The 24,560-nt window shown below is 39.9% G+C and carries 24 protein-coding genes; 17 read left to right on the top strand and 7 right to left on the bottom strand.

Annotated elements, in window-relative coordinates; genetic code table 11:
- Positions 1 to 116: 116 nt before the first annotated feature.
- Positions 117 to 575, bottom strand: a complete 459-nt coding sequence (locus tag JW841_16840; protein MBN1962601.1) for a hypothetical protein — start codon at positions 573 to 575, stop codon at positions 117 to 119.
- Entirely contained in the window at positions 576 to 770 is a 195-nt protein-coding gene (locus JW841_16835) for a hypothetical protein (protein MBN1962600.1), read from the bottom strand.
- A gap of 392 nt (positions 771 to 1,162) precedes the next feature.
- On the opposite strand from JW841_16835, the gene JW841_16830 reads away from it, so the two are divergent.
- Positions 1,163 to 2,659, top strand: a complete 1,497-nt coding sequence (locus JW841_16830; GenBank protein ID MBN1962599.1) for a CotH kinase family protein — start codon at positions 1,163 to 1,165, stop codon at positions 2,657 to 2,659.
- Positions 2,660 to 2,751: 92 nt separating this feature from the next.
- Here JW841_16830 and JW841_16825 read toward each other — a convergent pair whose 3' ends face one another.
- The 3 genes from JW841_16825 to JW841_16815 are packed head-to-tail and all read right to left on the bottom strand — an operon-like array spanning position 2,752 to position 4,878.
- On the bottom strand, positions 2,752 to 3,429 hold the full coding sequence (locus JW841_16825; protein ID MBN1962598.1) for a DUF2490 domain-containing protein: 678 nt from the start codon (positions 3,427 to 3,429) through the stop codon (positions 2,752 to 2,754).
- A gap of 2 nt (positions 3,430 to 3,431) precedes the next feature.
- A complete protein-coding gene (locus JW841_16820) occupies positions 3,432 to 4,091 on the bottom strand; it encodes a DUF4956 domain-containing protein (protein MBN1962597.1) in 660 nt (219 codons plus the stop codon).
- Complete coding sequence (locus JW841_16815) at positions 4,084 to 4,878, bottom strand: polyphosphate polymerase domain-containing protein (protein ID MBN1962596.1); 795 nt, start codon at positions 4,876 to 4,878, stop codon at positions 4,084 to 4,086. Before JW841_16815 ends, JW841_16820 begins: the two co-directional genes overlap by 8 nt.
- Positions 4,879 to 5,379: 501 nt before the next feature.
- Between JW841_16815 and rnc the strand changes: the two genes are divergently transcribed.
- The 3 genes from rnc to der are packed head-to-tail and all read left to right on the top strand — an operon-like array spanning position 5,380 to position 8,401.
- Positions 5,380 to 6,066, top strand: coding sequence for a ribonuclease III (gene rnc / locus JW841_16810; protein ID MBN1962595.1), 687 nt, complete (start codon positions 5,380 to 5,382; stop codon positions 6,064 to 6,066).
- Entirely contained in the window at positions 6,063 to 7,001 is a 939-nt protein-coding gene (gene era, locus JW841_16805; protein MBN1962594.1) for a GTPase Era, read from the top strand. Before rnc ends, era begins: the two co-directional genes overlap by 4 nt.
- Positions 6,995 to 8,401 carry a ribosome biogenesis GTPase Der gene (der, locus tag JW841_16800; GenBank protein ID MBN1962593.1) on the top strand — a complete coding sequence of 469 codons (1,407 nt, stop codon included), beginning with the start codon at positions 6,995 to 6,997 and terminating at the stop codon, positions 8,399 to 8,401. The genes era and der overlap by 7 nt, the downstream gene beginning before the upstream one ends.
- 9 nt (positions 8,402 to 8,410) lie before the next feature.
- On the opposite strand, the gene JW841_16795 is transcribed toward der, so the two are convergent.
- The gene (locus JW841_16795; GenBank protein MBN1962592.1) at positions 8,411 to 10,498 is read right to left on the bottom strand and encodes an Rne/Rng family ribonuclease; all 2,088 of its coding nucleotides are present in this window, start codon (positions 10,496 to 10,498) and stop codon (positions 8,411 to 8,413) included.
- A gap of 380 nt (positions 10,499 to 10,878) precedes the next feature.
- Between JW841_16795 and JW841_16790 the strand changes: the two genes are divergently transcribed.
- The 3 genes from JW841_16790 (at position 10,879) to JW841_16780 (ending at position 13,552) form a co-directional block, all read left to right on the top strand.
- Positions 10,879 to 11,679: a tetratricopeptide repeat protein gene (locus tag JW841_16790; protein ID MBN1962591.1), complete on the top strand. Its 801-nt coding sequence runs from the start codon at positions 10,879 to 10,881 to the stop codon at positions 11,677 to 11,679.
- Positions 11,676 to 12,944 carry a PQQ-binding-like beta-propeller repeat protein gene (locus tag JW841_16785; GenBank protein ID MBN1962590.1) on the top strand — a complete coding sequence of 423 codons (1,269 nt, stop codon included), beginning with the start codon at positions 11,676 to 11,678 and terminating at the stop codon, positions 12,942 to 12,944. The genes JW841_16790 and JW841_16785 overlap by 4 nt, the downstream gene beginning before the upstream one ends.
- A gap of 206 nt (positions 12,945 to 13,150) precedes the next feature.
- On the top strand, positions 13,151 to 13,552 hold the full coding sequence (locus JW841_16780) for a (deoxy)nucleoside triphosphate pyrophosphohydrolase (GenBank protein MBN1962589.1): 402 nt from the start codon (positions 13,151 to 13,153) through the stop codon (positions 13,550 to 13,552).
- Here the strand turns inward: JW841_16780 and JW841_16775 are convergent, their stop codons facing one another.
- Positions 13,553 to 14,023: a PKD domain-containing protein gene (locus JW841_16775; protein MBN1962588.1), complete on the bottom strand. Its 471-nt coding sequence runs from the start codon at positions 14,021 to 14,023 to the stop codon at positions 13,553 to 13,555.
- A 65-nt stretch (positions 14,024 to 14,088) separates the two neighbouring features.
- Between JW841_16775 and JW841_16770 the strand changes: the two genes are divergently transcribed.
- The 10 genes from JW841_16770 (at position 14,089) to JW841_16725 (ending at position 24,502) form a co-directional block, all read left to right on the top strand.
- Entirely contained in the window at positions 14,089 to 15,210 is a 1,122-nt protein-coding gene (locus tag JW841_16770) for a glycosyltransferase (protein MBN1962587.1), read from the top strand.
- A gap of 51 nt (positions 15,211 to 15,261) precedes the next feature.
- The gene (locus JW841_16765) at positions 15,262 to 16,803 is read left to right on the top strand and encodes a hypothetical protein (GenBank protein MBN1962586.1); all 1,542 of its coding nucleotides are present in this window, start codon (positions 15,262 to 15,264) and stop codon (positions 16,801 to 16,803) included.
- Positions 16,804 to 16,810: 7 nt separating this feature from the next.
- Entirely contained in the window at positions 16,811 to 19,078 is a 2,268-nt protein-coding gene (locus tag JW841_16760; GenBank protein MBN1962585.1) for a hypothetical protein, read from the top strand.
- Between the two features lie 70 nt (positions 19,079 to 19,148).
- Positions 19,149 to 19,391: a 30S ribosomal protein S16 gene (gene rpsP / locus JW841_16755; protein MBN1962584.1), complete on the top strand. Its 243-nt coding sequence runs from the start codon at positions 19,149 to 19,151 to the stop codon at positions 19,389 to 19,391.
- Positions 19,392 to 19,403: 12 nt separating this feature from the next.
- A complete protein-coding gene (locus JW841_16750; GenBank protein ID MBN1962583.1) occupies positions 19,404 to 19,634 on the top strand; it encodes a KH domain-containing protein in 231 nt (76 codons plus the stop codon).
- An 8-nt stretch (positions 19,635 to 19,642) separates the two neighbouring features.
- Positions 19,643 to 20,176, top strand: a complete 534-nt coding sequence (rimM, locus tag JW841_16745) for a 16S rRNA processing protein RimM (GenBank protein MBN1962582.1) — start codon at positions 19,643 to 19,645, stop codon at positions 20,174 to 20,176.
- Positions 20,177 to 20,195: 19 nt separating this feature from the next.
- Entirely contained in the window at positions 20,196 to 20,900 is a 705-nt protein-coding gene (trmD, locus tag JW841_16740) for a tRNA (guanosine(37)-N1)-methyltransferase TrmD (GenBank protein MBN1962581.1), read from the top strand.
- Positions 20,901 to 20,973: 73 nt separating this feature from the next.
- Positions 20,974 to 21,807: a 5'/3'-nucleotidase SurE gene (surE, locus tag JW841_16735; protein ID MBN1962580.1), complete on the top strand. Its 834-nt coding sequence runs from the start codon at positions 20,974 to 20,976 to the stop codon at positions 21,805 to 21,807.
- Positions 21,808 to 21,881: 74 nt separating this feature from the next.
- Positions 21,882 to 23,048, top strand: coding sequence for a peptidoglycan DD-metalloendopeptidase family protein (locus JW841_16730; GenBank protein MBN1962579.1), 1,167 nt, complete (start codon positions 21,882 to 21,884; stop codon positions 23,046 to 23,048).
- Between the two features lie 92 nt (positions 23,049 to 23,140).
- A complete protein-coding gene (locus JW841_16725) occupies positions 23,141 to 24,502 on the top strand; it encodes a glucose-6-phosphate isomerase (protein MBN1962578.1) in 1,362 nt (453 codons plus the stop codon).
- Positions 24,503 to 24,560: the final 58 nt, after the last annotated feature.

The following is a 24,560-nucleotide window of genomic DNA, read 5'->3' as shown; positions in this document are numbered from 1 at the left end:
TTATAAATATATTAATATAAGTATAATATAAAAAAAATAATACAAGATAGTGTGATTTACGATCGCATTGCTTGGTATTGATTTGTCGTTTTGGCCAATATAATGTTTATGTCTGTTTATTGTTCGGGGTCTTTTTGGTAAGCGAAATCGTCTAGATCAATATAACCATTGCCATCGTTATCGACACCATCAGCGCAAGCGCATGATTCTTCTTGGAGGTCGATTAAGCCATCATAATCGTTATCGACACCATCACAACAAGAGCCACTCTCGCAGTTAATCGAGCAATCATTAGCAGCATTGCAAACCGATGAGTCTGCTCCCTCAACCGTGACATTACTGCATTCTTTAATATCCTTAAGGTCATGCCATTGGCGTATAAATTCATTGGCAAATTGAGAGGCTAGCCCAGCACTTTTTACATAAAGAGTATTTTCGTCATTGTTATCATTGCCAGAGCTGGTCCAATTCATTGAACCAAAAACAACAGCCGCTGCAAAGAAATTAACAGCATCTGCAACAGCCCATTTGCTGTGAGATTTGCCATCACAACCTCCAGCGTTAGGGCAATACACTTAAACTTTATCGCTGGTGGTTTCGGCAAAGAGAGTTTTTTGTGCGACTTCGGTGATGAATAATGTTTGAGGTTCTGGGATAGCAGGCGAAGGTCTTGGCTGGTAGTATTGAAAATAGCCACAATAGCCAAAGCCAGTAACAATAGTTACAGTTGATACAGCGATGAGAGCTTTGCTAAACCCTGCGAATAACATGAGGACCTCCAATAAAGAGAGAGCCCGTAAGAAAACTTATTAAGTACCAACCTAATTCGTTTTCATTATTCGACAGAAGTTTTGTTGCTATTAGTTATTGTTGCTTTATGATAATGCTAAAATTAATAATAGAGTTATGAGTAATTTGGTGTGCCTATTTTAGCATAAAAAAATTATTACCTCATCAGAAATAATTATTTTTTTCAATCTAACTTTTATGAGTGTTTTTACCTATTCATTAACAACAGCCATAATAAGTTCTGGTCATTAATAATTTTATTGTCAACTCATTAGTATTTGTGATAATTTTATAGAATAATTTAAGCAATAAATTCGTTGCTATGAGCTTAAATAAAAGTCAATTAAGTTTTCTGTAGGGTAATGTGATTTCTATGTCTTCAAAAATTTCCTATTCAATGTTTTATTTAATGTTATTTATAATCAGCGCCTGTACGCGTCCTGTTGATAACGGTCAAGATTATAATATTGAAGATATGTTTAATCCGGGACCAGAACTTGACCCTGAAGATATTTTCAACCCAATCCAAGTGCTTGAATACCACGTGACAATTGCTGAAAGTGATTGGGAACATATCGAAGAGCATGGTCTCGATGAAGAATATCGTCCGGCAGAGCTACAAGTTAAAGGGTATAAAGTCGATGAACAAGTAGGTCACATTGGTTTTCGTCATAAAGGTGCAATAGGCACTTTGTTTAATTGCTGGCAATCAGCCCAAGAAACATCTACCAGCACTGCAGCAACAACAGAACAACAGGAATTAGTGCGTATTCGTGATAGTTATTGTGCTAAACTTTCATATAAATTTAAATTTGATTTATATGATGAAAACAAAAGATTTGCCAAACTTAAGCGCTTAAATTTGCATGCCCACTTAAGCGAAACAACTTGGTTACGTGACCTATTAAGTTATCAGCTCTTTAATGATTTTGGCGTTATTGCACCACGCGCCGTTCCAGCTAAGCTTTTTATTAACGGCCAACTAATGGGCCTCTTTATTGCTATTGAAGAAATAGACGGACGTTTTACGCACTTTCGTTTTCCAAAACCAGGTGATGGCAATCTCTATAAAGAAATATGGCCTAACCCTAAAGTTTACTATTTGCCAAATCAACAAGGGGTAAATCCAGATTATATAAGTAGTATACGTACTGCTCTTACCACCAACGAAGACGAGGGTGATATATCAGACTTTACCAAAATGACGGTTGCATTAAATAAAGTAAGCGCCGAGACATTTGCAACTGATATGGCCGCATGGCTTAATATTGACGAGTTGCTCCGCTATATAGCAGTTGATCGCGCTATTAAAAATTGGGATGGTTTTACTGCTTGGTATACCTGTGCTCTTCCTGATTGTGTCGCTATGTCCTGTCATAATGTTTATTGGTATCACGATGATGGGACAGAATCGCGTTTTCATCTTATACCTTGGGATCTCGATAATGCCTTGGTTGAACATGACCCCTACATTGACCCTCAAATAGGTTGGGGTGCGGCTTCTCCAATACCAAATTGGAATGTCAAACCTGCTTCTTGTGAACCAATAACTGCGTGGTTAGACGATGCTGAATTAACATATTTAGTTCCATCAGGGTGTGACAAACTTATTAATCTATTAGCTGCAACCCGATGGCAACGGTTTGTTGAAATAAGTCAAGAACTGATGGCCTTAATCGATCAAAAGGTGTTACAAGCAAAACTCGATAAATGGGCAACTTTAATTGAGCCAATAATCATAGAAGATCCTTATGTTGATGCAGAAGTGTGGCAGCAAGAACGTGAATATCTTCGCAATACTATTTTGCCCAAGCTGGTAACCGATTTTCAAGTAATGCTGCAGCAAGGGTATATTGATCAAACTCAGTAGCAATATATTAGATATTAAATATATCCACCATCTTTTAATATGCAAGCCAAGGGCAGTAATTCGTTTAACTGTTTTGTGTATTTATATGGATACTATTTTTGGCTTAGCAAAGGTTCAAATTGCATAGAGATACCAATAATATGTATAACTGGGTCATTAGGATTTTCAAACGGAAGTTCGTAACGATAAAATGGCTCGATTTGGGCGTCAGCTATTTGTAGTTCTGTGCCAATAGTAAACCAACACTTGTTGGTTAAATGATTTTTATAGGTATCAACGGGCAAGAAATGTTCTACGGCGATATAAGGCCGAATGGTTTTGTTTATTTTATATTCAATAGTTATACGATTGCGCAGCGTGGTTTTGTCTTTACGGACTCCTTTACTAGTCCAATCCCATTGATTCTGCGCTTGCAGGCGATATTTTAATCGCCAATAATCTAATGGTAAGCGTCCACTAATATTGGCATAAACTCTATGCACTGGTTCATAACCGTCATCTTTTAGGCGATTATGAGCAAAGCGATATCCTGCAGCAATTGATAAATGTTTAAAAAAACGAAATTCACCTTCGCTCTCGATGATGCCAGCGCTGATGTGTGAAATTTTTTCATCAAGACGAAATTGAGCTGATAGACTAATAGCAGCATTAGAAATGATATTGTGTTGTAGCTTTAGTTCAAACCAACCTTCTGTTTCAGTGCCAGAAGCTGCCAGCACAACTCGCGAAGATACGAGCATTATGAAACATATCATAATTGCTCGTTTCATACTTATCCTTCTTTAGCTGCTTTGGTCGCATGGGTTGTTTTTGTCTTTTTAGCTGAAATCAAATTGTAAATAACCGTTACTTGCGCAGCTTCTCTAATCATATCGACGTCGTTAATACGAAAATTGGTAATATCAAGTCCGGTACGCTGGCGTAAGTCAGCAAGCATGTCTTCATGCTTGTCGGGTTTTAGCAATGCTAAGTTATCATAAATAAATAAGCGCGAATCTTTGCGATGCATAAAAGGAGCAATTTCGAGTAGGGCGGTTGCAGAAATTATCGTAAGATTTATAAAAGCAAGTTCAAGCAGACTAATTTTTTTATTGGCAACCGCATTGAGCATGCCTACACCAATAAGCACAAAAAGGTAAGTCAAATCTTTAATGCCAATAGGTTCAGTGCGATAACGCAATATACTAAATACACCGAATAAGCCGAGAGCAAAACCTAGCTCTACCGGCACTTTGCGTAACAATAGACAAATAGAAAACGTGATGATGTTAAGTAGTACACAAGAAAAAGCGATATCACGACGTTGTGACGTTCTTAAATAAACACCACGAACAATGACGGCCACAACTCCAAGATCAACCACAAGACGTAGTACTAATTTACCGAAATCTTTAGGGTCAAGTAGCATTTGAAAACCAAACCATTCAATCATGATTTGCCCTTTCTACAATACGCAACTGCTCTCGTAATCGCAGAGGTTGAAGCCCATCTTTAAGTGCAAGTATACCGAGGCAGTATTTGCTTACCGAAGTGGGTCTCAAACTATATTTTCGTAAAATCTGTAAAGCAAAAGTAGAGCGGCATGCACGTTTTTGTTTGACTTCAATAATTACCACATTGTCGATAGAATGACTGCGTTGGTCATTTTTAAAACAGAGATTTCGATCAAAAGTGATACGCTCAATAGTGTTACGGCCTAGCAATGTTAACCGTCTAAACTCCATTGACAGCTGTGGTATTAGTAGAATTTGACGGGGAAATGTCATTTGATTAAATAATTCGATTTCTTCACTATTAAGCGCACTAGCCATGAATTCTTTTGTCTGTCGAAATTTTTCAGTAAATGACGGTTTAATACGCTTTTTTATTTCAGTAAAAGATAATTTACGATCTAAGTAGTGGCGCACTCTAATTTTATAGCGAATTCGTCTGGCCTGTCGGTGGTCGCAAAAAAGCACAAGGTCAGGAGAATCAAAATAGTGCGTAATATAATGGGACCACAAAGTAATCGCATCAGGCCGCGGACCATAGTGTTCAGCCAACGCAAATAAAACGCGATTTAGCATACTCAACGGCATGACATATTTAGTCACACTACGGCGAAGTAGATCACAGTTGGCAAGAAAGTGAGGTGCCACAGGTTCTATTTGAGTAGGAAATTCGAGCTTATCAGTATCGAACTTTTTATTAATCAGCGTGCCCACAAAGCGCGCCTTCATTTTATTGCGCTCCTTGAATTCTATGACTACAGAAACAACTTAAAAATACTTTAATAATGCGCTATTTTGTAGCAATTCGGCAAGTGAATATAGAAGCAGTGTAACAAAAATGTGATAAACATGAACACCAAGTTCACCAATACTCCTACCGACTTTAAGATTAGAGCCTGAGGTAATTTTTTAGATATCCATATATATTTCAGAGGTTTTTCCTTGTAAAGAAATTTATCTTATATTACAGCATGTTAGTGGTGTCTGGCACCGTATTTTGAGTGCACCGTATTTTGAGTCCTACACTGTCAAATAAAGACTACCTCAAGGTAGAACAGAGATATCACACCAGTAATTGTCTCTTTTGGTTTTCAATTTTTTAAAGCCTCAGCTATATAGCCATGCTCTAATTAACTGTAAGCATGTTTATTTTCATTATTTCGAGCATTGCGAGAAATCATTTATTAGCGTGCTAAAAATAAACTACCAAATTATGGTATTTGAAATTTTATGAACTTCAACACCCCCATAGAGCAAAGTTTAAGCTATCGATTTAAGCATCCTGAGTTGTTGCTTGAAGCTTTGACCCACTCTACCTTTGCTAATGAGCACCCTGAACTCGGTGCAGATAATCAGCGTCTTGAGTTTCTTGGCGATGCTGTAGTCGGCTTAATCGCAAGTCAATTGCTTTATCTAAACACGCCCAATAGTGATGAAGGCGAGTTAAGTCGCCGCCGCTCACAAATGGTTAGGCGCGAGTCTTTGGCGGCATTGGCGCGCGAGCTTAATCTAGGTACTATGCTTCGTATTGCTCAAAGCCAAAAAGATGTATCTAATACTGATGGTACTCTTGCTGATGTTTTTGAGGCTTTGGTTGCGGCCATTTTTCTTGATGGTGGTTTTACTGCAGCAAAACGTTGTATTTTGCCGTTACTTAAGCGTGCTATGCAGCAAGCTACTGGTATTAATGACCACAAAACCGCTCTGCAAGAAGCTTGTCATGCTCACGGAATAAAAAAACCACCAAAATATGTGGTCGTATCTACCGCTGGGCCAGCACACGCTCGCGTCTATGTTTGCGAGGTAATTATTGCAGGCAAAGTTTATGGCCAAGGGCATGGTTCTAATAAAAAGACTGCCGAGCAAGCTTGTGCTGCAAGCGCACGCGTTGTTTTAGAAAAAGAATGGAACAAATGAAACCTAAATTTCGTGCTGGCTTTATTGCCTTAGTAGGTCGCCCAAATGTGGGTAAGTCAACTTTAATCAACCAACTAATTGGCGAAAAAGTAGCAATAGTAAGCCCAAAACCACAAACCACGCGCACCCGCATTCAGGGCATTATTAACCGCGATGATGTGCAAATGATTTTGGTTGATACTCCAGGCATAGTTCAAGCCACATCAGTATTACGACGCTGCATGCGACGCACTGCTAGTACGGTTATTGATGGTGCTGATGTAACTTTACTAGTCGTAGACTGCAGTAGTGGTGTTGCTAAACTTAATGATGCTGACCGCGAAGCCTTAAAAGTCATTGGTAATAAAGGTGGCAAATTAATTGTTGCCCTTAATAAAATTGATGCAATCTTGAGTAAAGATTTATTGCTGCCATGGATTGCGCTTTACAACGAGACTTTATCACCAACAGCTTTGGTGCCAATTTCTGCTTTAAGCTCAGATGGTCTTGATGAATTGTTAAAATTACTAATCGATGCTCTGCCCGAAAGCGAACCATTATTTGATCGAGATTTACATACTGATCAAGCAGAACGTTTTTTGTGTGGCGAATTAATAAGAGAGCAGATGTTATTGCAGTTACGTGCTGAAGTCCCGCATGCTGCTGCAGTAATGATTGAAAGTTTTGATGATCAACGCCGTGATGATGGTTCAGGTCTAGTACGCATTGAAGGCTGTATATATGTCGAGCGTGAATCGCAAAAGGGAATTGTTGTTGGCAAAAAAGGCACACAAATTAAAAAGCTTGGTCAAGAAGCACGCCAAGCTATTGAAGCGATGTTAGGCTGCAAAGTTTATTTACACTTAGTGGTAAGAGTGGCCACCAACTGGAGCGATAAAGACCGCGAAGTGCAGCGTTTTGGGTATAATCCCGATCATAGAGGTGATTCGTGGTAAAACGTATCCCTCTCATCGCCATTGTTGGCAAACCTAATGTTGGTAAATCCACCTTTTTTAATCGTTTAATTGGTCGACGTACAGCTATTGTTGATGATCAAGCTGGTGTTACTCGTGACCGACTTTTCGCTGAAGCGAAAATCGAGAGACGTTTGCTGCGTATTGTTGATACGGGTGGTATTGAAGTTCGTAGTAATGACCAAATTCTTGAAAACGTACGCATACAAACGCAACTAGCCATAACTGAAGCTGATTTGATTTTATTTTTGTTAGATTCGCGCAGCGGTTTAACTGCAGCAGATTACGAAGTCGCCAATATGCTTAGGCGCTCAGGTAAACAAACATTAGTAATCGCCAATAAAATTGATGGTAGCAATAGCGATATTGCCATGGCCGAGTTTTATGAGTTAGGTATGACAAAAGTTTTGCCCTTGTCTGCTGAGCATGGACGTGGGGTAGGTGATATTATCGATGAAATAATCGATCGCCTCGATCCCCCTTTGGCTGCTGAATTTGATAATGCCTACGGTCCAATTGCAGTTAATAATGAAGAAGATACTGAAGATACGCCACCTACCAGAATCGAATGGCATGGTGGTCCAATTCGTGTGGCAGTAGTGGGGCGCCCTAATGCAGGCAAAAGCTCGCTTATTAATCGACTTCTCGGGCAAGAGCGCCATCTCGTAAGTGAAATACCAGGAACAACTCGCGATGCTATTGACAGCACTTTAGAACATCAAGGCCAACTATTTGTTTTTACCGACACCGCAGGTATTCGTCGTCAACGTTCGGTGGTTTCTCGCATTGAGCGTTTTTCAGTAATGATGGCAATGCGTGGTATTGAAAGCGCTGATGTTGCGGTTATTGTTATTGACGCAAACGAATCCCCATCTGATCAAGATGCCCGTATTATCTCTTTAGCTAGTGAGCGAGGCAAAGGTGTCATTATAGTTGCTAACAAATGGGACCTGGTTAAAGGCCAAGAGAAAAGTGAATTATTTAATGATGCGTTGTCGCAACAATTTGTCTTTGCTTCTTTTGCACCAATAATTCGCACTTCTGCTAAAACCGGCCATGGAGTTCTGCAATTACTAGAAAAAATTACTACAGTTCAACAAGAACGTCATCGTCGTATTGGTACCGGTGAGTTAAATCGCTTTTTCAACGATGTAATTGCCGATTCACCACCGCCTATTCAGCGCGGCAGACGTCCCAAGTTATTTTTTGTGCAACAACCTTTAGTGCGTCCGCCAACCTTTATATTTACTGCTAGTCATAGCGATTATGTTCGTGATTCATATAAACGCTATTTACAAAATGCCTTACGCAAACGTTACGGTTTTAGTGGTACCCCTATTTGGCTTAAATTTAGAACAAGACAAAAAAAAGATACTCATTAGGGACATCACCTAATCTTTACGCCAAAAAGCTAGACGCGATAGCAAACTTTTCTTTTTTGGGGTAGTAGCTGTTGCGACTTTATTAGTTGCACCACGAACATTGTTAGATTTCTTGATATTTGATGAACGCGCATTTCTGTATGTTCTTGATGTTTTTGTTTCTGTGCCGTCTTCATAGGGACGATGTCTACGCTTGCCGCCACGACGACCACGACGATGTCGATCTTCATCCCGGCTATTTTGACGTCGGCTATAGTGTGAATTTCGTTGACCTTCTGGACCAAATCCCAATTCGCTAGGATCGATTAATTCAAAGGAAGGCAGCCCAGTGGTTAAATCAGCACCAACTAATAAATCGCTTGCCGCTTTACTGTTGCGTGATGTCGTTAGTCTGCCACTGCTGCGATCTCTGTTGCGATTGTGTGCATCGCGACGGTGGCCGCGATTATTGCTATGTGTATACACCATTTGCTCCTCTCTGCTTGCTTCGCACCAAATTTCATAATCATCGAGCTCTTCATCGATATCATCTTCATTATCTTCATTATCTGCATAGCCATCTTCATCATCATCTATGAAACGGGGTGCAGGACCGAAGTTAGGCTCTTCAATAGGAATTGGTGTTACATTTGGATCTGTTTCAAAAGTAAAGTCTTCTTGGCCTGGTTGGTAGCTATGTTCAACTACGATATCAATACTAACATTGTAATTCTGTTCAATTTCTTGCAGAGCCGCCCATTTATCAGTGCGAATAACATTCGCTGCTGTAGGTTCTATATTGACTTTTGCCGTTTTTAAATCACCACGAGCTGCTCGATCACGTAGTTTTCTTAAAATGGCGACAGCATGCGCTTCAGGTTTAAGTATATGACCTGTACCATGGCAAACATCGCAGGGCCTAAAAATATTGACTTCTAAAGCACTACGAATACGCTGACGAGTTAGTTCTAAAGTACCATTCGGAGAGATGCGACCAACTTTAATACGTGCTTTATCGTCAGCTAGAGTAGTTTTAATTACTCGCTCAACACGCTGCTCGTGTCTTCGAGAGTTCATATCAATAAAATCGATAACTATTATTCCGCCAAGATCACGCAAGCGAATTTGTCTAGCGATTTCACGAGCTGCTTCAATATTAGTTTGGAAGGCAGTTTCTTCTTGGGCGCCAAGTTTTTGTTTGCCGCTATTTACATCAATCGATACTAAAGCTTCTGTTGATTCAATGACTAGGGATCCACCAGAGGGCAGGGTGACTTTTGAAGCATAAAGTGCTTCAAGTTGCTCCTCGATACGGTAGTGGTGAAAAATTGGTCGTCGTTCAACATAGCGTGATAATACACTTTTTTTATCAGGCATAACCAGGTGCATATATTCATCAGCCCGGTCAAAAGCTTCATCATTATCAAGCACAATTTCATCGATATCGTCTCGGTAGTAATCACGTAGTGCTCGAATAACTACATCTTGTTCTTTAAAAATTAAAGCTGGCGCTGAGGCTTTCTCTACTTCTAATTTAATATTTCCCCATAAACGTAAAAGAATTTGGAGGTCACGATTTAATTCTTCGCGAGAGCGATCTTTGCCAGCCGTGCGAACGATGACACCCATATTATCTGGCACATCAAGCATTGCGGCAGCTTCACGCATACGTCTGCGAGTTTCATCATCTTCAATTTTTCGAGAAATGCCATGGCGCTCTGAGCCAGGCATTAGTACTGCATATCTTCCAGCAAGTGATAGGTAGGTTGTGAGTACGGCGCCTTTCTGATTAACCTCATCTTTAGTTACCTGTACGAGAATATTTTGTTTAGGTTTTAACAATTCATTAATACGAAAAGATTTTTCTTCGACTTCATTAGTGTAAAGACGTGGGTCAACATCATTTGCAGTTAAAAAACCCTGTTTATCTACGCCATAATCAATAAATGCAGCATTTAAAGAAGGTTCAACCGCAGCAACAACAGCTTTATAAATATTGCCCTTGTTTTTTTCGACACCTCTAGATTCAATGTCAAAATCTTCTAAAATTCCCTGGTTTAAGATGGCGATTCGGATCTCTTCTGGATCGATAGCATTAACGATCATTTTACGGGTCATGGAGTCGTCTCGGCGCTCCTTCACTATAGGCGCGCTAGCGTTAGGGCTCGCTTACTAAAAGATTTTTTGCGCTAATGTGCTCCCCTCATTGAGCACATTACGCTAAAGCGAGCCAGCGCCTAAAATACAAAACAAAAAAAGGCAGCCAGGAATCGCTTATTAAACAACCTTGGTAGTTTTAAAGCTACCAAAAGCGAGCTAGTCAATTTTATGACTGTTCCCTATACCACTATCTACCCATAGGGAAAGTAATTTCGTGATCTGTATTTAGCAAGAACTTATGTGAACCGCGTTGCCATTCATGGTCCCATTGCAGTAAGAGACGTTTTTATTAAAAAATGAATATGCTCTGAAAAACAAAGCCTTGGAGGGTTTTAAAGGTGGCAGAGAAAAAAACTCGCAAGCAATTGCTTAAAAAAGACGATGCATTCCTAGCTACTGCTAATCGCAGCTTTAAGTGGATGCGAAACCACCGTTTGGCTGTTATCATACCGATTTTATTGGTCATTTTAGCAATAGTCGGTGTTTGGATAGGTATCGAGTTTCTTAATAGTCAACGCCTTGAAGTTTCAAAGTTATATAAGCAAGCCATTGAAATAAAAGACGCAGCTATAGCTGAAAATGCAGAGAAAGCCGATCCTACAGCCACTCCTCCAACTTTTGCATCAAAAGAAGATCGTGCTCAAAGTGCTCGTAGCGCCTTTATAAAAGTTGTTGATAACTTTGGCACAAGTGGTGTGGCACAAATGGCACGTTTTTACATAGCTGATCTCGATATTGAGCTTGGTGAGCAAGACAAAGCATTAAATATTCTACAAACACTCGTTAATAGCTTAACACCTAATGATAATTTATATTTTTTAGCTATCGAACGCAGCGCATATTTACTTGAGCAAAAAGGCGATATTGATGGTGCTTTAAAAATTTGGCAGCATTTGACGGGTACTAGTAAGCATTTTTATGCAGACCATGCACTATTTCAACTAGCGCGGTTGCATGCTGAAAAAAATGAAATAAAAGAAGCGCGCAATCTTTTAGCTCGCATAGAAAAAGAGTATCCCAACTCTTCATTTTCGACCAAAGTTCAAGAACTTTACGCCAAAATAGGTCATCCTGAAACTGCAGATGCTTCACTTGAAGAAGGTAAAAAAACTGTCGAAGAAACTAAGACCGAACCGTGAGCCAACTTTTTACAGCACTAACTTTTGCAGCTGCATTGTTACGGCCACCAATAGCTGTAAACGATGCTCAACTAACTGAACAACTTGATGGTTCAGCTATTAAAATTCGTCCATCGAAAAAGGCGATATTTTCATTGCAATGGCGGGTACCTGTTGTCCGTACCGGTTTTGCTCGCAAATCTATTGTTAGTTTTGGTCGACCAGCAGTTTCTCATCGCTACGGCTTAGTTATTTTGGGTACTGGCGATGGCAATATTGAAGCAAGAAATCTTGATACCGGTGAAATCTCTTGGGTTTATAAATACGGGATACCCTTTGAATCTACGGTTACCTTGGTTGATGTGCCTTTGGTTTCATTGAGGTCATCAGCTGTAGCTACGATTCAGATTAAAAATCCATCCGACTCAACGATAAATTTAGCTTCATTTACCGATCGTCAGCTTGCAGTGTTAGGTAGCCGCGATGGCAACGTTTTAGCGGTAAATGCGGCAAATGGAACTTTGATTTGGAAAACTGACGTTGGTGGTGATGTTAGGGCTTCGGGAGTAGTTGCAGGTACAAAACTGATATTAGCTACTGCTACCAATCGTATTGTTGCTCTTGATATTTTTAAAGGCGATATTTTATGGGCAACTGGTCGTCCACCGCAAAACACTATTAGTATTGTTGGGCATGCATGCCCACTGGTTGTTGACGATACTATTTATGCAGGTTTCTCTGATGGTTATGTAGCATCTTATGCCCTAAAAGATGGTAATCAGCATTGGATGCGTTCGTTATCTTTGCGGGGCGAAGGTTTTTTAGATGCTGATGCAGATCCAATCATAGCTGATGGAAAACTTTTTGTAGCTTCATATGAAGATGGATTATTTGCATTAAATCCAAGTGATGGTCAGACCATCTGGCAACGAGATATACCTGCCATTAGAAGTATTATCATTAGTGGTAAAAATATAATTGCTGGTAATGGCAATGGTTTTGTTTGGGCTTTTAAACTTAAAGATGGTGAGTTGGTATATCGCACAAAATTAGATTCAGGCCTTGTTACTCGAATGGTTACTCGTGAAAATTTATTGGCATTTGCTGGTGGTGACAATGGGCTAGTGGTGCTAAATGCTCAAACCGGTCGTCCTTTACAAGCTGCCGCTTTTGGCGCTCGTATGGCTAATGACGTAATCTGGGAAAACGATACCCTAGCTTTAATTTCAGAAAATGGTTACCTCTACACATTCTTAAGACGAAAGACTAAACTAATATTCAAGTAGTGCTATTGTTGTGCGTGCGACTTGAAAAGTTTAATCGCAGCATACTTTATATTTAAAAGGTTTTGCATCAACACCAATTATTGAGTTAATATCTTGCCGATTATAAATAAGAGTTTTTGTCAATTTAGTTAGCTTGATGTATTTGGTATGACAAAACTTCTTTTAATATGTATTGAGTGTCGCGTTTTGCCTGTAGGAGCTGTGTCGTGGTCAAACAGCGTATCCGTGTTGTGAGCGCAGCGATAATCAGAAACGGTCGATATCTAATTACCCAACGCCAACAAAAGGCTGTTTTGCCATTATTATGGGAATTTCCAGGTGGCAAAGTTGAACCAGGCGAAAGTGATTACGTAGCCCTTAAACGTGAATTAAAAGAACGACTAGGTTTAGAGGCAAGCGTAGAAGAACACTTATCTTCTACTGAACGCGAGTATGATGGTTTCATTGTTGAATTGCATCTTTATCGTTGTCATATTGGTAATGCTGAACCACAAGTTATTAATATTCGTGAGTTTCGTTGGGTCGGTTCTAACGAATTTAGTGCTTATGAGTTTACTCCTGCAGATCAAAAATCTATGCACGCATTGCTTTTTTCTAAAGTAAAATAATCACTCAACAGCGCCACCAACGCTATAGCAAATACCATCTTCACATTCATCACCAATGAGGCAATCATTATCTTGTTTGCAGTAATCTGGTGGATCAGGCAAATCATTTAAAACTGATATATCTTGAAGAGCTACGACTTGCGCACCACTGAAATCTACGACTCTAACAATAATAGTATATAGACCTTCATGTGTAAAAATATGTCGAACTAACGGCTCATTAGAACGTAAAGGTGATGTTCCATCTCCAAATTCAAAAATATAAGTAATACCTGAACTAGTAGTGTATTTAGAGCTACTTGCATCAATAACAATCGGTTTATCTACTGCAGCAATAACTGGCACACGTAAACAGGCAATTGGTAAGTGCGGTTGGTTTGGTGTATTTGGGTCCTCGGCAGTAATACAACTTTGCAATAAACCAGCAATTATAAAATAAGCCCAGCAAGGTGATGATGTTTTGTAAAACATATTTAGAAAAACTAGCATGCGGTTTCTTTCTGGCCAAGATACTGCATATTGTTTAATGAGTTTTTATGAAAGTTGCGTTGGTTCACGATTGGCTTGTTGCCCATAGAGGGGGAGAGCAAGTACTACTTGAAATAGCGCGATTATTCCCACAAGCACCTATATTTACGTTAGTTTGCAGAAAAAAACTGATACACCCAGAACTTGCTGCACATAAGATACATACAAGTTGGATCCAAAAACTGCCTTTAGCGCCACGACGTTTTCGCCAATATCTACCGCTTTTCCCAGCAGCAATTGCGAGTTTTAATCTTAGTAAATTTGATTTGGTTATTTCAACTAGCCACTGTGTCGCTAAAGCTGTTCACACAAATAAAGATCAAGTGCATATTGCCTATGTACATTCGCCAATGCGTTATATTTGGGACCAAATGCCTCATTACTTAGCAGCGCTGCCGTTCACTGCAATTACCAATCCGATGGCGCATATATTGGCTAAGTTTTTAAGGCGTTGGGATATTCGCACATCTCATCAAGGCCAAATAATTATTGCGAATTCAGAATTTGTAAAAAATCGCATTAAAAGAGTGTGGAATCTTTCTGTAAAAGTTATATATCCTCCTGTAGATATTGATTATTTTTCTACAAATCAACCAGCTGAGTCACGTAGTGGATTTATTGTCGTTGGAGCATTGGTTCCATATAAACGTATTGATTTAGCTGTTTCATTGTGCAGTAAACGTGGATTTAACCTTACGGTTATTGGAGATGGACCGGAACTAAATAAATTAAAACAAATAGCAACTTCAAATATTCGTTTTGTTAAATCGTTAAGCTTAGCAGAATTACGTAATGTATATGCTAGTGCTGAAGCATTGCTTTTTCCTGGTGAAGAAGATTTTGGTATTATTCCGGTTGAAGCCATGGCAGCAGGTTGCCCGGTAATTGCTTATGGTAGCGGTGGTAGTAGTGAAACAGTGATTGCCGATGGGCCTTTGGCAACTGGCGTGCTTTTCAATGAACAAACATTAGAAAGCCTTTCTAATGCAGTAGATAAGTTTTTTACCTTGCGAGCTTCTGGCTCTTATGTATCTGAAATTCTTCAAAAACATGCTAGAAATTTTGACCGTGATAGTTTTAAAAGCAATTTTATTAGCTTATTAAGCGATCAAGGTTTGCATTTAAAATAACTAGTTAAAAATCATATTGATTAATTAATTTTTAATTAAGAAACTTTTGCTATGATGCTTGTCGTTCAGCCTCAGAACTATTACAAGGCTGCCACCATGGTATTTGGTTTCATGTTTCGCAGCCAGAGTTTAGCGTTTTACGCGGCTCTATTTATGATTGGCGGATGTGCTGATACTGAACTTGGGGTAGTTTTACCACCCAAAGGTGCTTTTTATTTTCCGACAGCTATCGCGCCATTACCTAGTTCAATTACCGGCATAGGTCAGGATATGGCGTTAGTTTCAAACGCCAATTTTGACCGGCGATTTGGCTCTGGGTGGCTTTCATTGGTTAGTGTTGCATCATTGCTAAATGCGCAAAAGCCAGCCGATGCTGTGATCAAGCAGCTTAATATACCGGCTATTGGTGGTCCTATCGCGTTAGATACTACGCAATCATTATCAGACAACGGGCGGATATTGGCATTTATTGGTCATCGTGGTTCATACCTTATTAGTATAATAGAAATTACTAAAGTTAATGATGAGCTAAATATTTCTTGTGGCAATCCTGATGCAGTCGAAGGACTAGATTCTAACGAACGTCATACCGATTGTGATCGTCAGCATCTCTATGCACTTGATGATGAAACAAATATTGCAAAATTTAATGAAGAAATGAATAAAGATAATTTTATCGATCCATATGCTTTGGCCACTTATGTTGACCACAATAGTGGTCAAAGTAAACTAGCAGTTAGTTTTGTCAGTCATTTAAGTGAATCACTTAATAGGTTATTAATTTTTAATATTAATAATCAGGCTAATGAAACTGATGCCTTTTTGATCCCTGAGCACGCAATCATTTTAGGTGAAGCAGGAGTAGGATCGCTTGCTATTCGTCCGCCTGTTGCTGGATGCAATTTGTCAGAGCCAGGTTGTGATACTTATATAGCAGCATCTAGCCGATTTTATAGTACTTATTCTGAATATGCTTCGATATTTGCGGTAACCATCGCTCCTGATGGTACGGTGCGCCGCACTATTCATGATTTAGCTGCGGAGATTGGCGGATATGACGCCGGGGGCATTATTTTTTCCCCAGATGGCAGCCACGCTTATGTTGCCACCAACAGTCAAGATAATTTAATAGCATTAGATACCAGCCTAACTAGTCGTGCAATTATCGATGATTACAGTTATTCATATGTACTAGAACCTAATTACACGATAACACAGGTTCTTCCACTGATGGGTACCCCAACAAATTTAATTAATTTCACTGGAAATAATCCTTTAGGCTCTACTAATGAAGAAATTGAATATATTGCATTAACTTCTTTCACCGCTAATCAAATTGACATAATTGCTACTATTAGAGGAGCATTAATTTCAGTTGCGCAAATTCATGGTTCTCAAACAGCCGAAAATTATATTGGTCTGCGTCCACTAGCATTGGCTAATATTTCTACCAATAATGAAATATTATTATTAGTTGGCACTTTATATGACCACGGCGTTACAACCATTCGCATACCCAGAGATAATGTTGCTTTTGCCAGTGTCATTAACAGGGTACGAACCACGGAGTTTGGTGAAGTAAGCACCAAATAAAAACATCATGGCCTATATGAATCGCAATAATGTTGTTGCCCATTGTTTGTCTTTGTTGTTGATCGCATCTTTTATTAATGCATGTTCGGCTGATAATAATTTTTTGCCAACATTTTTAAGTACACCAACTGCAATGGCACTTGCTGGTCCAGATCATAATCGTTTGTTTATCGCTAATAGCAGTGAAGATAATCTGCAAGTTGGCTTGCTGGGTAATACATTAAGGGGGTTTGATTTTATTCGTGCCGATGCAATTCATTTCCCTTTGCATATTGCCGCTGGCCCTTCACCGCGCGCCTTAGCTGCAACACCAGATGGTCGCTACGTGGTGGTTCTTAATGGCAGTGGTGAAACATTAAGGCTTATTGATGCGCAAGCATTAATACCAGCAATCAATGATAACGCCGCGGTGATTATTAAAGCAGGGCCGGCTGACTCGGCTCCTGCAGATTTAGTTGCGGCGATTACACAAACACCTGATTCTGATAATCTTGAAGCAAATACGACTATTGCTCAACATCAATATTGTGCCGCTCCATGCCTTGGGCGTTTTTTTGTGGCACTTTCAAATATCGGAAGCGTTGTAAGCTTTGAAGTTAGAGAAGAAGAATCTGGTCCAACCATAGAACCAATTCGTAATTATGCCGTTGGTGGCAATCCGATAAAATTAGCAGTTCATCCAAATGGCAATTGGCTTTTTGCTATAGACGCATCAGACAACACGGTTTTACGTATTGATTTAGCAAGTGGTATAGTCATTGAGCGTCTAAATATTAATGCACAACCAGGAACGCTAGTTGTGTCTAAGGATGGTACAGCTCTTATTGTTACAAGACCTATGTTGTATGATTTGGTGATATTTGACGATATTACTTCTGCTGCCGCTTCAATAGTTGATAGTAATTCTACTTACGTGAAAGCTCCTGAGTGTATTGAGGCATGTAATGCCAGTGAATTAAAATGTATAAATCAACATCCAAGTGATACTGCGATATGCAGCCTTGATGATAATAGTGGATTGCAAACTGTTTCTGGCCATGAATACCAAGCAGTATATCTCGGGGCTATGCCAACGAGCTTATTAGCTTTAGGTGCTAAAGTTACAATTACGGGTAGTGCTGATAGCGAAGCGGCATCAGCAAGTAGTCTTTCTATTACCTGTAATGAACAAAAATACTCCTATAGTCAGTCATTATTAGTTTCTCTTTTTGGCGGGCCACTAGAATATGTAGGCTTGCGTTCAACACCTGATGCCCCCTTAAAACCGACATTACTTTCAGCCACGGCTTGTGAAGCTCCAAGCATTGAAATGGCTACAAAAGAAAAACATCCAGAGATTGCCGCACCAGAGATTAGTTCTTTTTTGGGGCCATGCCCAATAACACCTGAACGGGAACGTTTTGTTTGTGCGGATGGCGGTAATGGTTCAGGTGTTGTGGTTATGCCAGGTCTAACGGCTTCTGGGACATGGGTTTTTGACTGGGAGGGGGTAATTATCAATCGTTCTACTGGCGGTCGAGTTGATATTCACACCCCCCAAAATAGCTCAGAAGCAAATTTTACATTTGTTGATGTAGCTTATGATTTTAGCGAAGCCGATGTTGTTGCAGGTGATATTTTGCAATTTATCACGCGACCAAGGCAAGATTCGGCTTGTCAGGCGGTTGTAGGTTCAGATCCGCAAGCATGTGAACTTGAATGGCGTATATTAGCAATCGATAAATCACAAACTGTAACTAAGTTAATTTTAGAAGCTAAAGATGGGATCGGGCTGTCTCCAAAATGTTTTCTTACAGACGGTTCTATTGCTTATCGTACTCGTGTAAGCCATCGATATGTAATCTATCATGGCGATAAAAGGGTAGGCCGAGCACAGTATGGAGACGTGATCGGTAGAGGCGGAAATGTTGGCATTAATGAAAACATTTTATTTTCAATTAGTGCTCCAAATATTGAGGCTGATACAAATTCATGTGATTTTTATGATCAAGCTGGATTAGCGCTAAATACAGAAAAACGTTCTTTATATTCGCGTGATAACCCGTTTGCGATAAATTTAACTGATACCTGGGTAACTATGTTAGCTGGATATGATTTATCTGAAACAACTGTTCCGACTGCTGGCGAATTTCCTACTGATATGACGCTTGCAACATTAGCAAATGGCAAACAAATAGTTTTTGTGATTTATGCAGCAAGCAATTCTATGCTGCTTTTTGAACCTTATAATATTGATGTTCTGAATAATGAAAGCTATTCGCGGGTAATACGTTGACAAATTTCATAAAAATGATATAGCGCCCCGCTCGCTCTCATTGTTTTATTAATCAAGGAGCTAAAAAGAAATGGCAGTAGTTCTACGTCTTGCTCGTCATGGTACGCGACATCGTCCATTTTATCATATTGTTGCTACAGACTCGCGGAATAAACGCGATGGTAGCTTCATTGAATCAGTAGGTATTTATGATCCTATTGGTGCGACACAGCTTGCTGTTGACGAAGAAAAAGCCAAAAAATGGCTAAAAGTCGGTGCTCGTCAGTCAAATATTGTAAAATCTTTACTGGCTCGTGCTGGTGTTACCGCTTAATATTTTTTGCTCATGAAAGAACTCGTATCGTATATCGCTAAGGCTGTGGTTAGCAAACCTGATGAGGTTGAAGTATTCGAGGTGAACCGGTCGAGTGATAGCATCATCGTTGAGCTTCATGTTGCTCCAGACGATCGTGGCAAAATCATCGGTAAAAAAGGCCGTACTGCCCATGCCATTCGTACATTGCTTACTGCCGCTGGTCCTGAAGGGCAGACGTATACTCTCGATATCGTAGACTAATGATGCCCATGAAGTGTTCGTCAACGGGCCCTTTTTGGATTCCGTTTGCGACAATTACTAAAGCACATGGGGTACATGGTGAAGTACGAGCTAAACCATTGCGTAGTAATACCTATTTACCTGAAGCTACCCAGCAGGTTCGGGTTGTTTCGCAATCTGGGCCACCAAAAATTTTATCCTTAAAATCGGTTCGATTAGCCAATAATGCGATATTGATATCGTTTGACCAAATAACTCAGCGAGAAGACGCACAAAAATTATCACGTGCCATAATTGAGGTTGATACCGCAACCTTGCCGCAACTGGCTGACGGTGAATTATATTTATTTGAACTTATAGATGTAAATGTTGTTGATGAAACGGGTGTTTATATTGGCGTGATTGTAAATTTTATGGAAAACCGTAATCAAGAGATACTTGTAATCCATGACATTAACGATCAAGAAAAACTGCTACCACTGGCAGATGATACGATTATTAATTTTAATCGCGTTGAGCATTCGGTAAGGTTACGAATACCAAATGGATTATGGGATTTATAAAACATAGGTTTAGCTTAAAATGGTTTTTGCTGTTGAAATTATTACCCTCGTGCCATCTGTTTGGCAGCATGTTCTTGGATCAAAATCCGGTCTGATTGGGCGAGCTTTTAATGAGGGTACAGCGGAACTTACCTTAAATGACTTACGAGATTTTGGTAAAGGCATACATCGTCAGGTTGATGATACTCCTTTTGGTGGTGGTGCAGGTATGGTGCTTGCTGTAGAACCTTTGCATAAAGCCATAACTGTTGCACGGCAGCGCAATGGTGGTCCTATTTATTTACTAGACCCTCGAGGTAAGCGTTTCGACCAAAAAATTGCACATCGCATCGCCCAGGGTCCTGGGGTAGTGCTTATCTGTGGCCGATATGAAGGTATAGACGAGCGAGTACGAAAATATGTCGATGACGAATTATCAGTGGGTGACTTTGTGCTTTCAGCAGGTGATCCTGCTGCCTGGTGTGTAATTGATGCGGTAGTGAGGTTATTGCCCGGGGTTTTAGGTAATCCCGCGTCACTACATGAAGAATCGTTTTCAAGTGGGATACTTGAATATCCACAATATACTAGACCTAATGAGTATGACGGTATGAGTGTTCCAGAAGTACTACGTTCAGGCAATCATGCAGCAATTGTCAATTGGCGAGATGAGCAAGCTACCAAAATTACTCATAAATTACGTCCAGACCTTATCCAGGCACAAACAACATTAAAAAAAACCTAAATCTTCTGATTATTATAATTAATACCTAGCCGGTAAAATTAAAAACATGCTATCTCAAAAAATCATGAAGTCTGTGCGCATTTTAGTATCAAACGATGATGGTGTTTTTGCGCCTGGGATTCAGGTATTATCGCAAGCCTTGGCTCAAATTGGTGAAGTATGGATTGTGGCTCCTGATAGTGAACGTAGTGCTAACAGTCATGCTCTCACTTTAAAACAACCACTGCGTTTAAAGCAGCTTGGAGAGCGGCAATTTTGCCTTGATGGTACTCCGGCAGATTGTGTGTATTTTGGTTTGCATCATGTGTTGCCCAATAAACCCGATATTGTAGTTAGTGGTATTAACTACGGTGCAAATTTAGGACATGACGTATTATATTCTGGTACCGTAGCAGCCGCGATGGAGGGGGCCATATATGGTTTTAGCGCTTTGGCTGTATCACTGTGTATCCCAGAACCAGCAGGAACCCAGGCAGCAAAAGAAGCTAATTTTGCTGACGCCGCTTCTGTTGCCTGCGATTTAGTAAAGCATATAATTGAAGATCCAATGCCTAAAGGGGTAACCCTTAATGCTAATATTCCTTTTAAACCACGCGGAAAAATTGGCGGGATTAAGTTATGCCGTCTTGGTTATACAGATTGGTCAAGTTCAATTATCAAACGTCATGATCCACGCGGTAAGCCATATTACTGGATAGGTGGTGAACGTAACCCCCTTGATAATATATCAGATAGTGATACAAATGCGGTTGCAGCAGGCTATATATCTGTAACGCCAATCCACTATGACATCACCGATTACCGATCATTTGCATATTTACGAGAACTTAATCTTCCGGGAATGAAAACTATAGATGACGATTTACAAGAAATCCCACCACTTCATCCAACGCCACTATCACGCTAATAAAACTTAGGGGGTGTCCCTAATCTTGGCGAAAAATTTGCTGAATTTTATAAATTAGCGACAATTACCTACATATGACGCTGACTACCATTACAAAAAGGTTAGATGTTCGATTTTCTACTAATATTGTAGTCACGTGGCTAATTTGTTTGTTAAGCGCGGTTAATTGTGCTGCTAATAAAGAAAATTTACCTGCGCGTAATATTGAAGCTCTAAAAGAACGCTGCAATACAATTACCTCAACATCAAATAGTAAAGATCAAAAAACACGTAAGGTAATTTTACGCGCCGGAGAAACGTTATGGCGAGTTGCACAAAGTTGCCAAGTAAGTGTTGAGCAATTAGTGAAACATAATAAGATCGAAGATCCTACCAAGGTTTATGTTGGTATGGAGTTACTTATACCTGAAGATAATACAAATAATACAGATATAACTAATTCAAAAGGAGATAGTGATAACACAAAAGTTGAAATTATTAAAAAAACCATCGAATCAACTAAAAGTCCAAAAGAGCGTAAGATTATTTTGCAAGCAGGAGAAACGTTATGGCGATTGGCTAATCGCTATGGAGTAAGTGTTTCTGATTTAGCTAAACGTAATGATATTAATGACCCCAAAAATTTACACGTAGGCATGGTGCTATTTGTACCAAACTCAATAGATGATTCTAAAAATGCTTCTATTGAAACACCGAAAAATGAAAGCAACAAAACGGATTCAGTTTTTTTATCAACTAGCAATAAAAATTTAGAAAAAAAACCATCAGAATTAATATCAAAAAAATCCTCTACCATTGCTGATAAAAAGAGTTTTTTGCAAACAAACAAAGATGAAGTTACAGTAAAGGCTATAAAAAAAACTGCACAAAAATATGCTCTTTTATGGCCAGTTGATGGGTCAATTATAGCCCGTTTTGGTAAAAGACATGGGGTTAAGCATGATGGAATTGATATAGCTGCTCCTGCAGGTACAGCCGTACGTGCCGCAGCAGATGGCAGAGTAATATTTTCTGCCAGACATGGTGGATATGGAAATTTAGTAATAATACGTCATAATAAAGGATTAGTGACCATTTATGCACATAATCGTACAAATTCAGTGCGAAGAGGCGACCATGTGACTGCAGGTCAGATTATTGCTCACGTTGGCAAAGGCACTCGTACTGGTAAGGATAAATTACATTTTGAAGTGCGTAAAGGAACTACCGCTGTAGATCCTATGAGATTTTTACCTCCCTAACATTGAATTTTATTATGGTACTGGACTACAACCTAGCTACAGGTTAGGTTTACAGTAGTTATTTTTATTCTGTGCACGGGTGCACTTATATTATGATTACCGTCGAAATCGATGGCATTTTTTCTCCTATGCTTGAACGCGGTCTTGATCGTCAGCGTTTTTCTGCACTTATTCCAGACTTAATAGCAGCCCAACGCGAGCTTAATGCACGCCGTAGCCGAGATATTGGATTCTATGACGCACCATTGCGTCGTGATTTAGTCCAGGGTGTTCTTGAAGAAGTTAGACGTCTTCGCGCCATTGCAGATGATCTTTTGGTATTAGGCATTGGTGGTTCTAGTTTAGGAGGGCAGGCACTTTGTGCCGCACTCGGTCACACAAGCGAACGCGAAGTGCGAGTACATTTTTTGGATAATATCGATCCTGATTCTGTAGTCATGATGCTCGAATCACTTGAACCTGAGCGTACCGCTGCTGCTGTAATTACAAAAAGTGGTGATACAGTTGAAACATTAGCTCAGCTATTAGTTGTGCGACGGTGGTTTAGAGCAAGTCTTGGGCAAGGAGAAGCACGATCACGTATGACCTATGTTACTGACCCCAATAAAGGTACATTGCGTGATTTAGCTCGCAGTGAAGGAATACGTGCTTTTGATATTCCTCCTGAAGTCGGTGGACGCTATAGCGTTCTTACTCCTGTTGGGCTACTACCTGCAGCATTTCTTGGTATAGATATTATTGAAGTATTAGCTGGTGCTGCTGATATGGCTGAACGTGTTGGTTCAATTAATGTAGAAGAAAATCCAGCCTGTCTATTTGCCGCTGGCGCAATGTTGGCCCAAAAAGAGCTCGGGCGAAATTCATTAGTTATGATGCCGTATGCTGATTCACTACGCGTGGCTACTGCTTGGTTCGTCCAATTATGGGCAGAATCATTAGGAAAACGTTTTGATCGTTATGGCAAAGAAGTACATTCTGGTCAGACGCCTATCCCAGCTTTAGGTGCTATTGATCAACATGCTCAGCTACAGTTGTTTATCGAGGGTCCAACCGATAAGGCAATCTGTATGGTGGCTGTTGAGAAATTCAGACATGAATTAGTAATCCCGGATGAACTCGCTGAACGTGACGAGCTAAACTATTTATGTGGGCGCGATCTTGGGGAATTATTTTCTGCAGAGCGTCGAGGTACACGTGCTGCATTACTAGATGCAGGGGTACCTGTTTTAGATATTTCTATTCCGATGGTAGATGAGCAGTCTTTTGGTGGTTTTTTGCTTTTGCTTGAAGCTGCCAGTGCTTGTGCAGGACTGCTTATAGGTGTCAATCCATTTGATCAACCAGGAGTTGAAGCTGGTAAACGCATGACTATGGGATTAATTGGGCGTGCTGGATATTCTGAAGACATTGCATCAGTGATCGCGCGCGAATCGCTAGCCGATCGGCTAACATAATATATAGCCGGAGGCGTTGTCGGTGGAAAAGCCCAAAGATACTGAAACAGTGGTAACC

The sequence above is a fragment of the Deltaproteobacteria bacterium genome, assembly GCA_016931625.1.
Classification (GTDB): domain Bacteria; phylum Myxococcota; class XYA12-FULL-58-9; order XYA12-FULL-58-9; family JAFGEK01; genus JAFGEK01.
The sequence above is the reverse complement of the archived record's forward strand: the minus strand, read 5'-3'. Positions and strand labels throughout refer to the sequence as shown.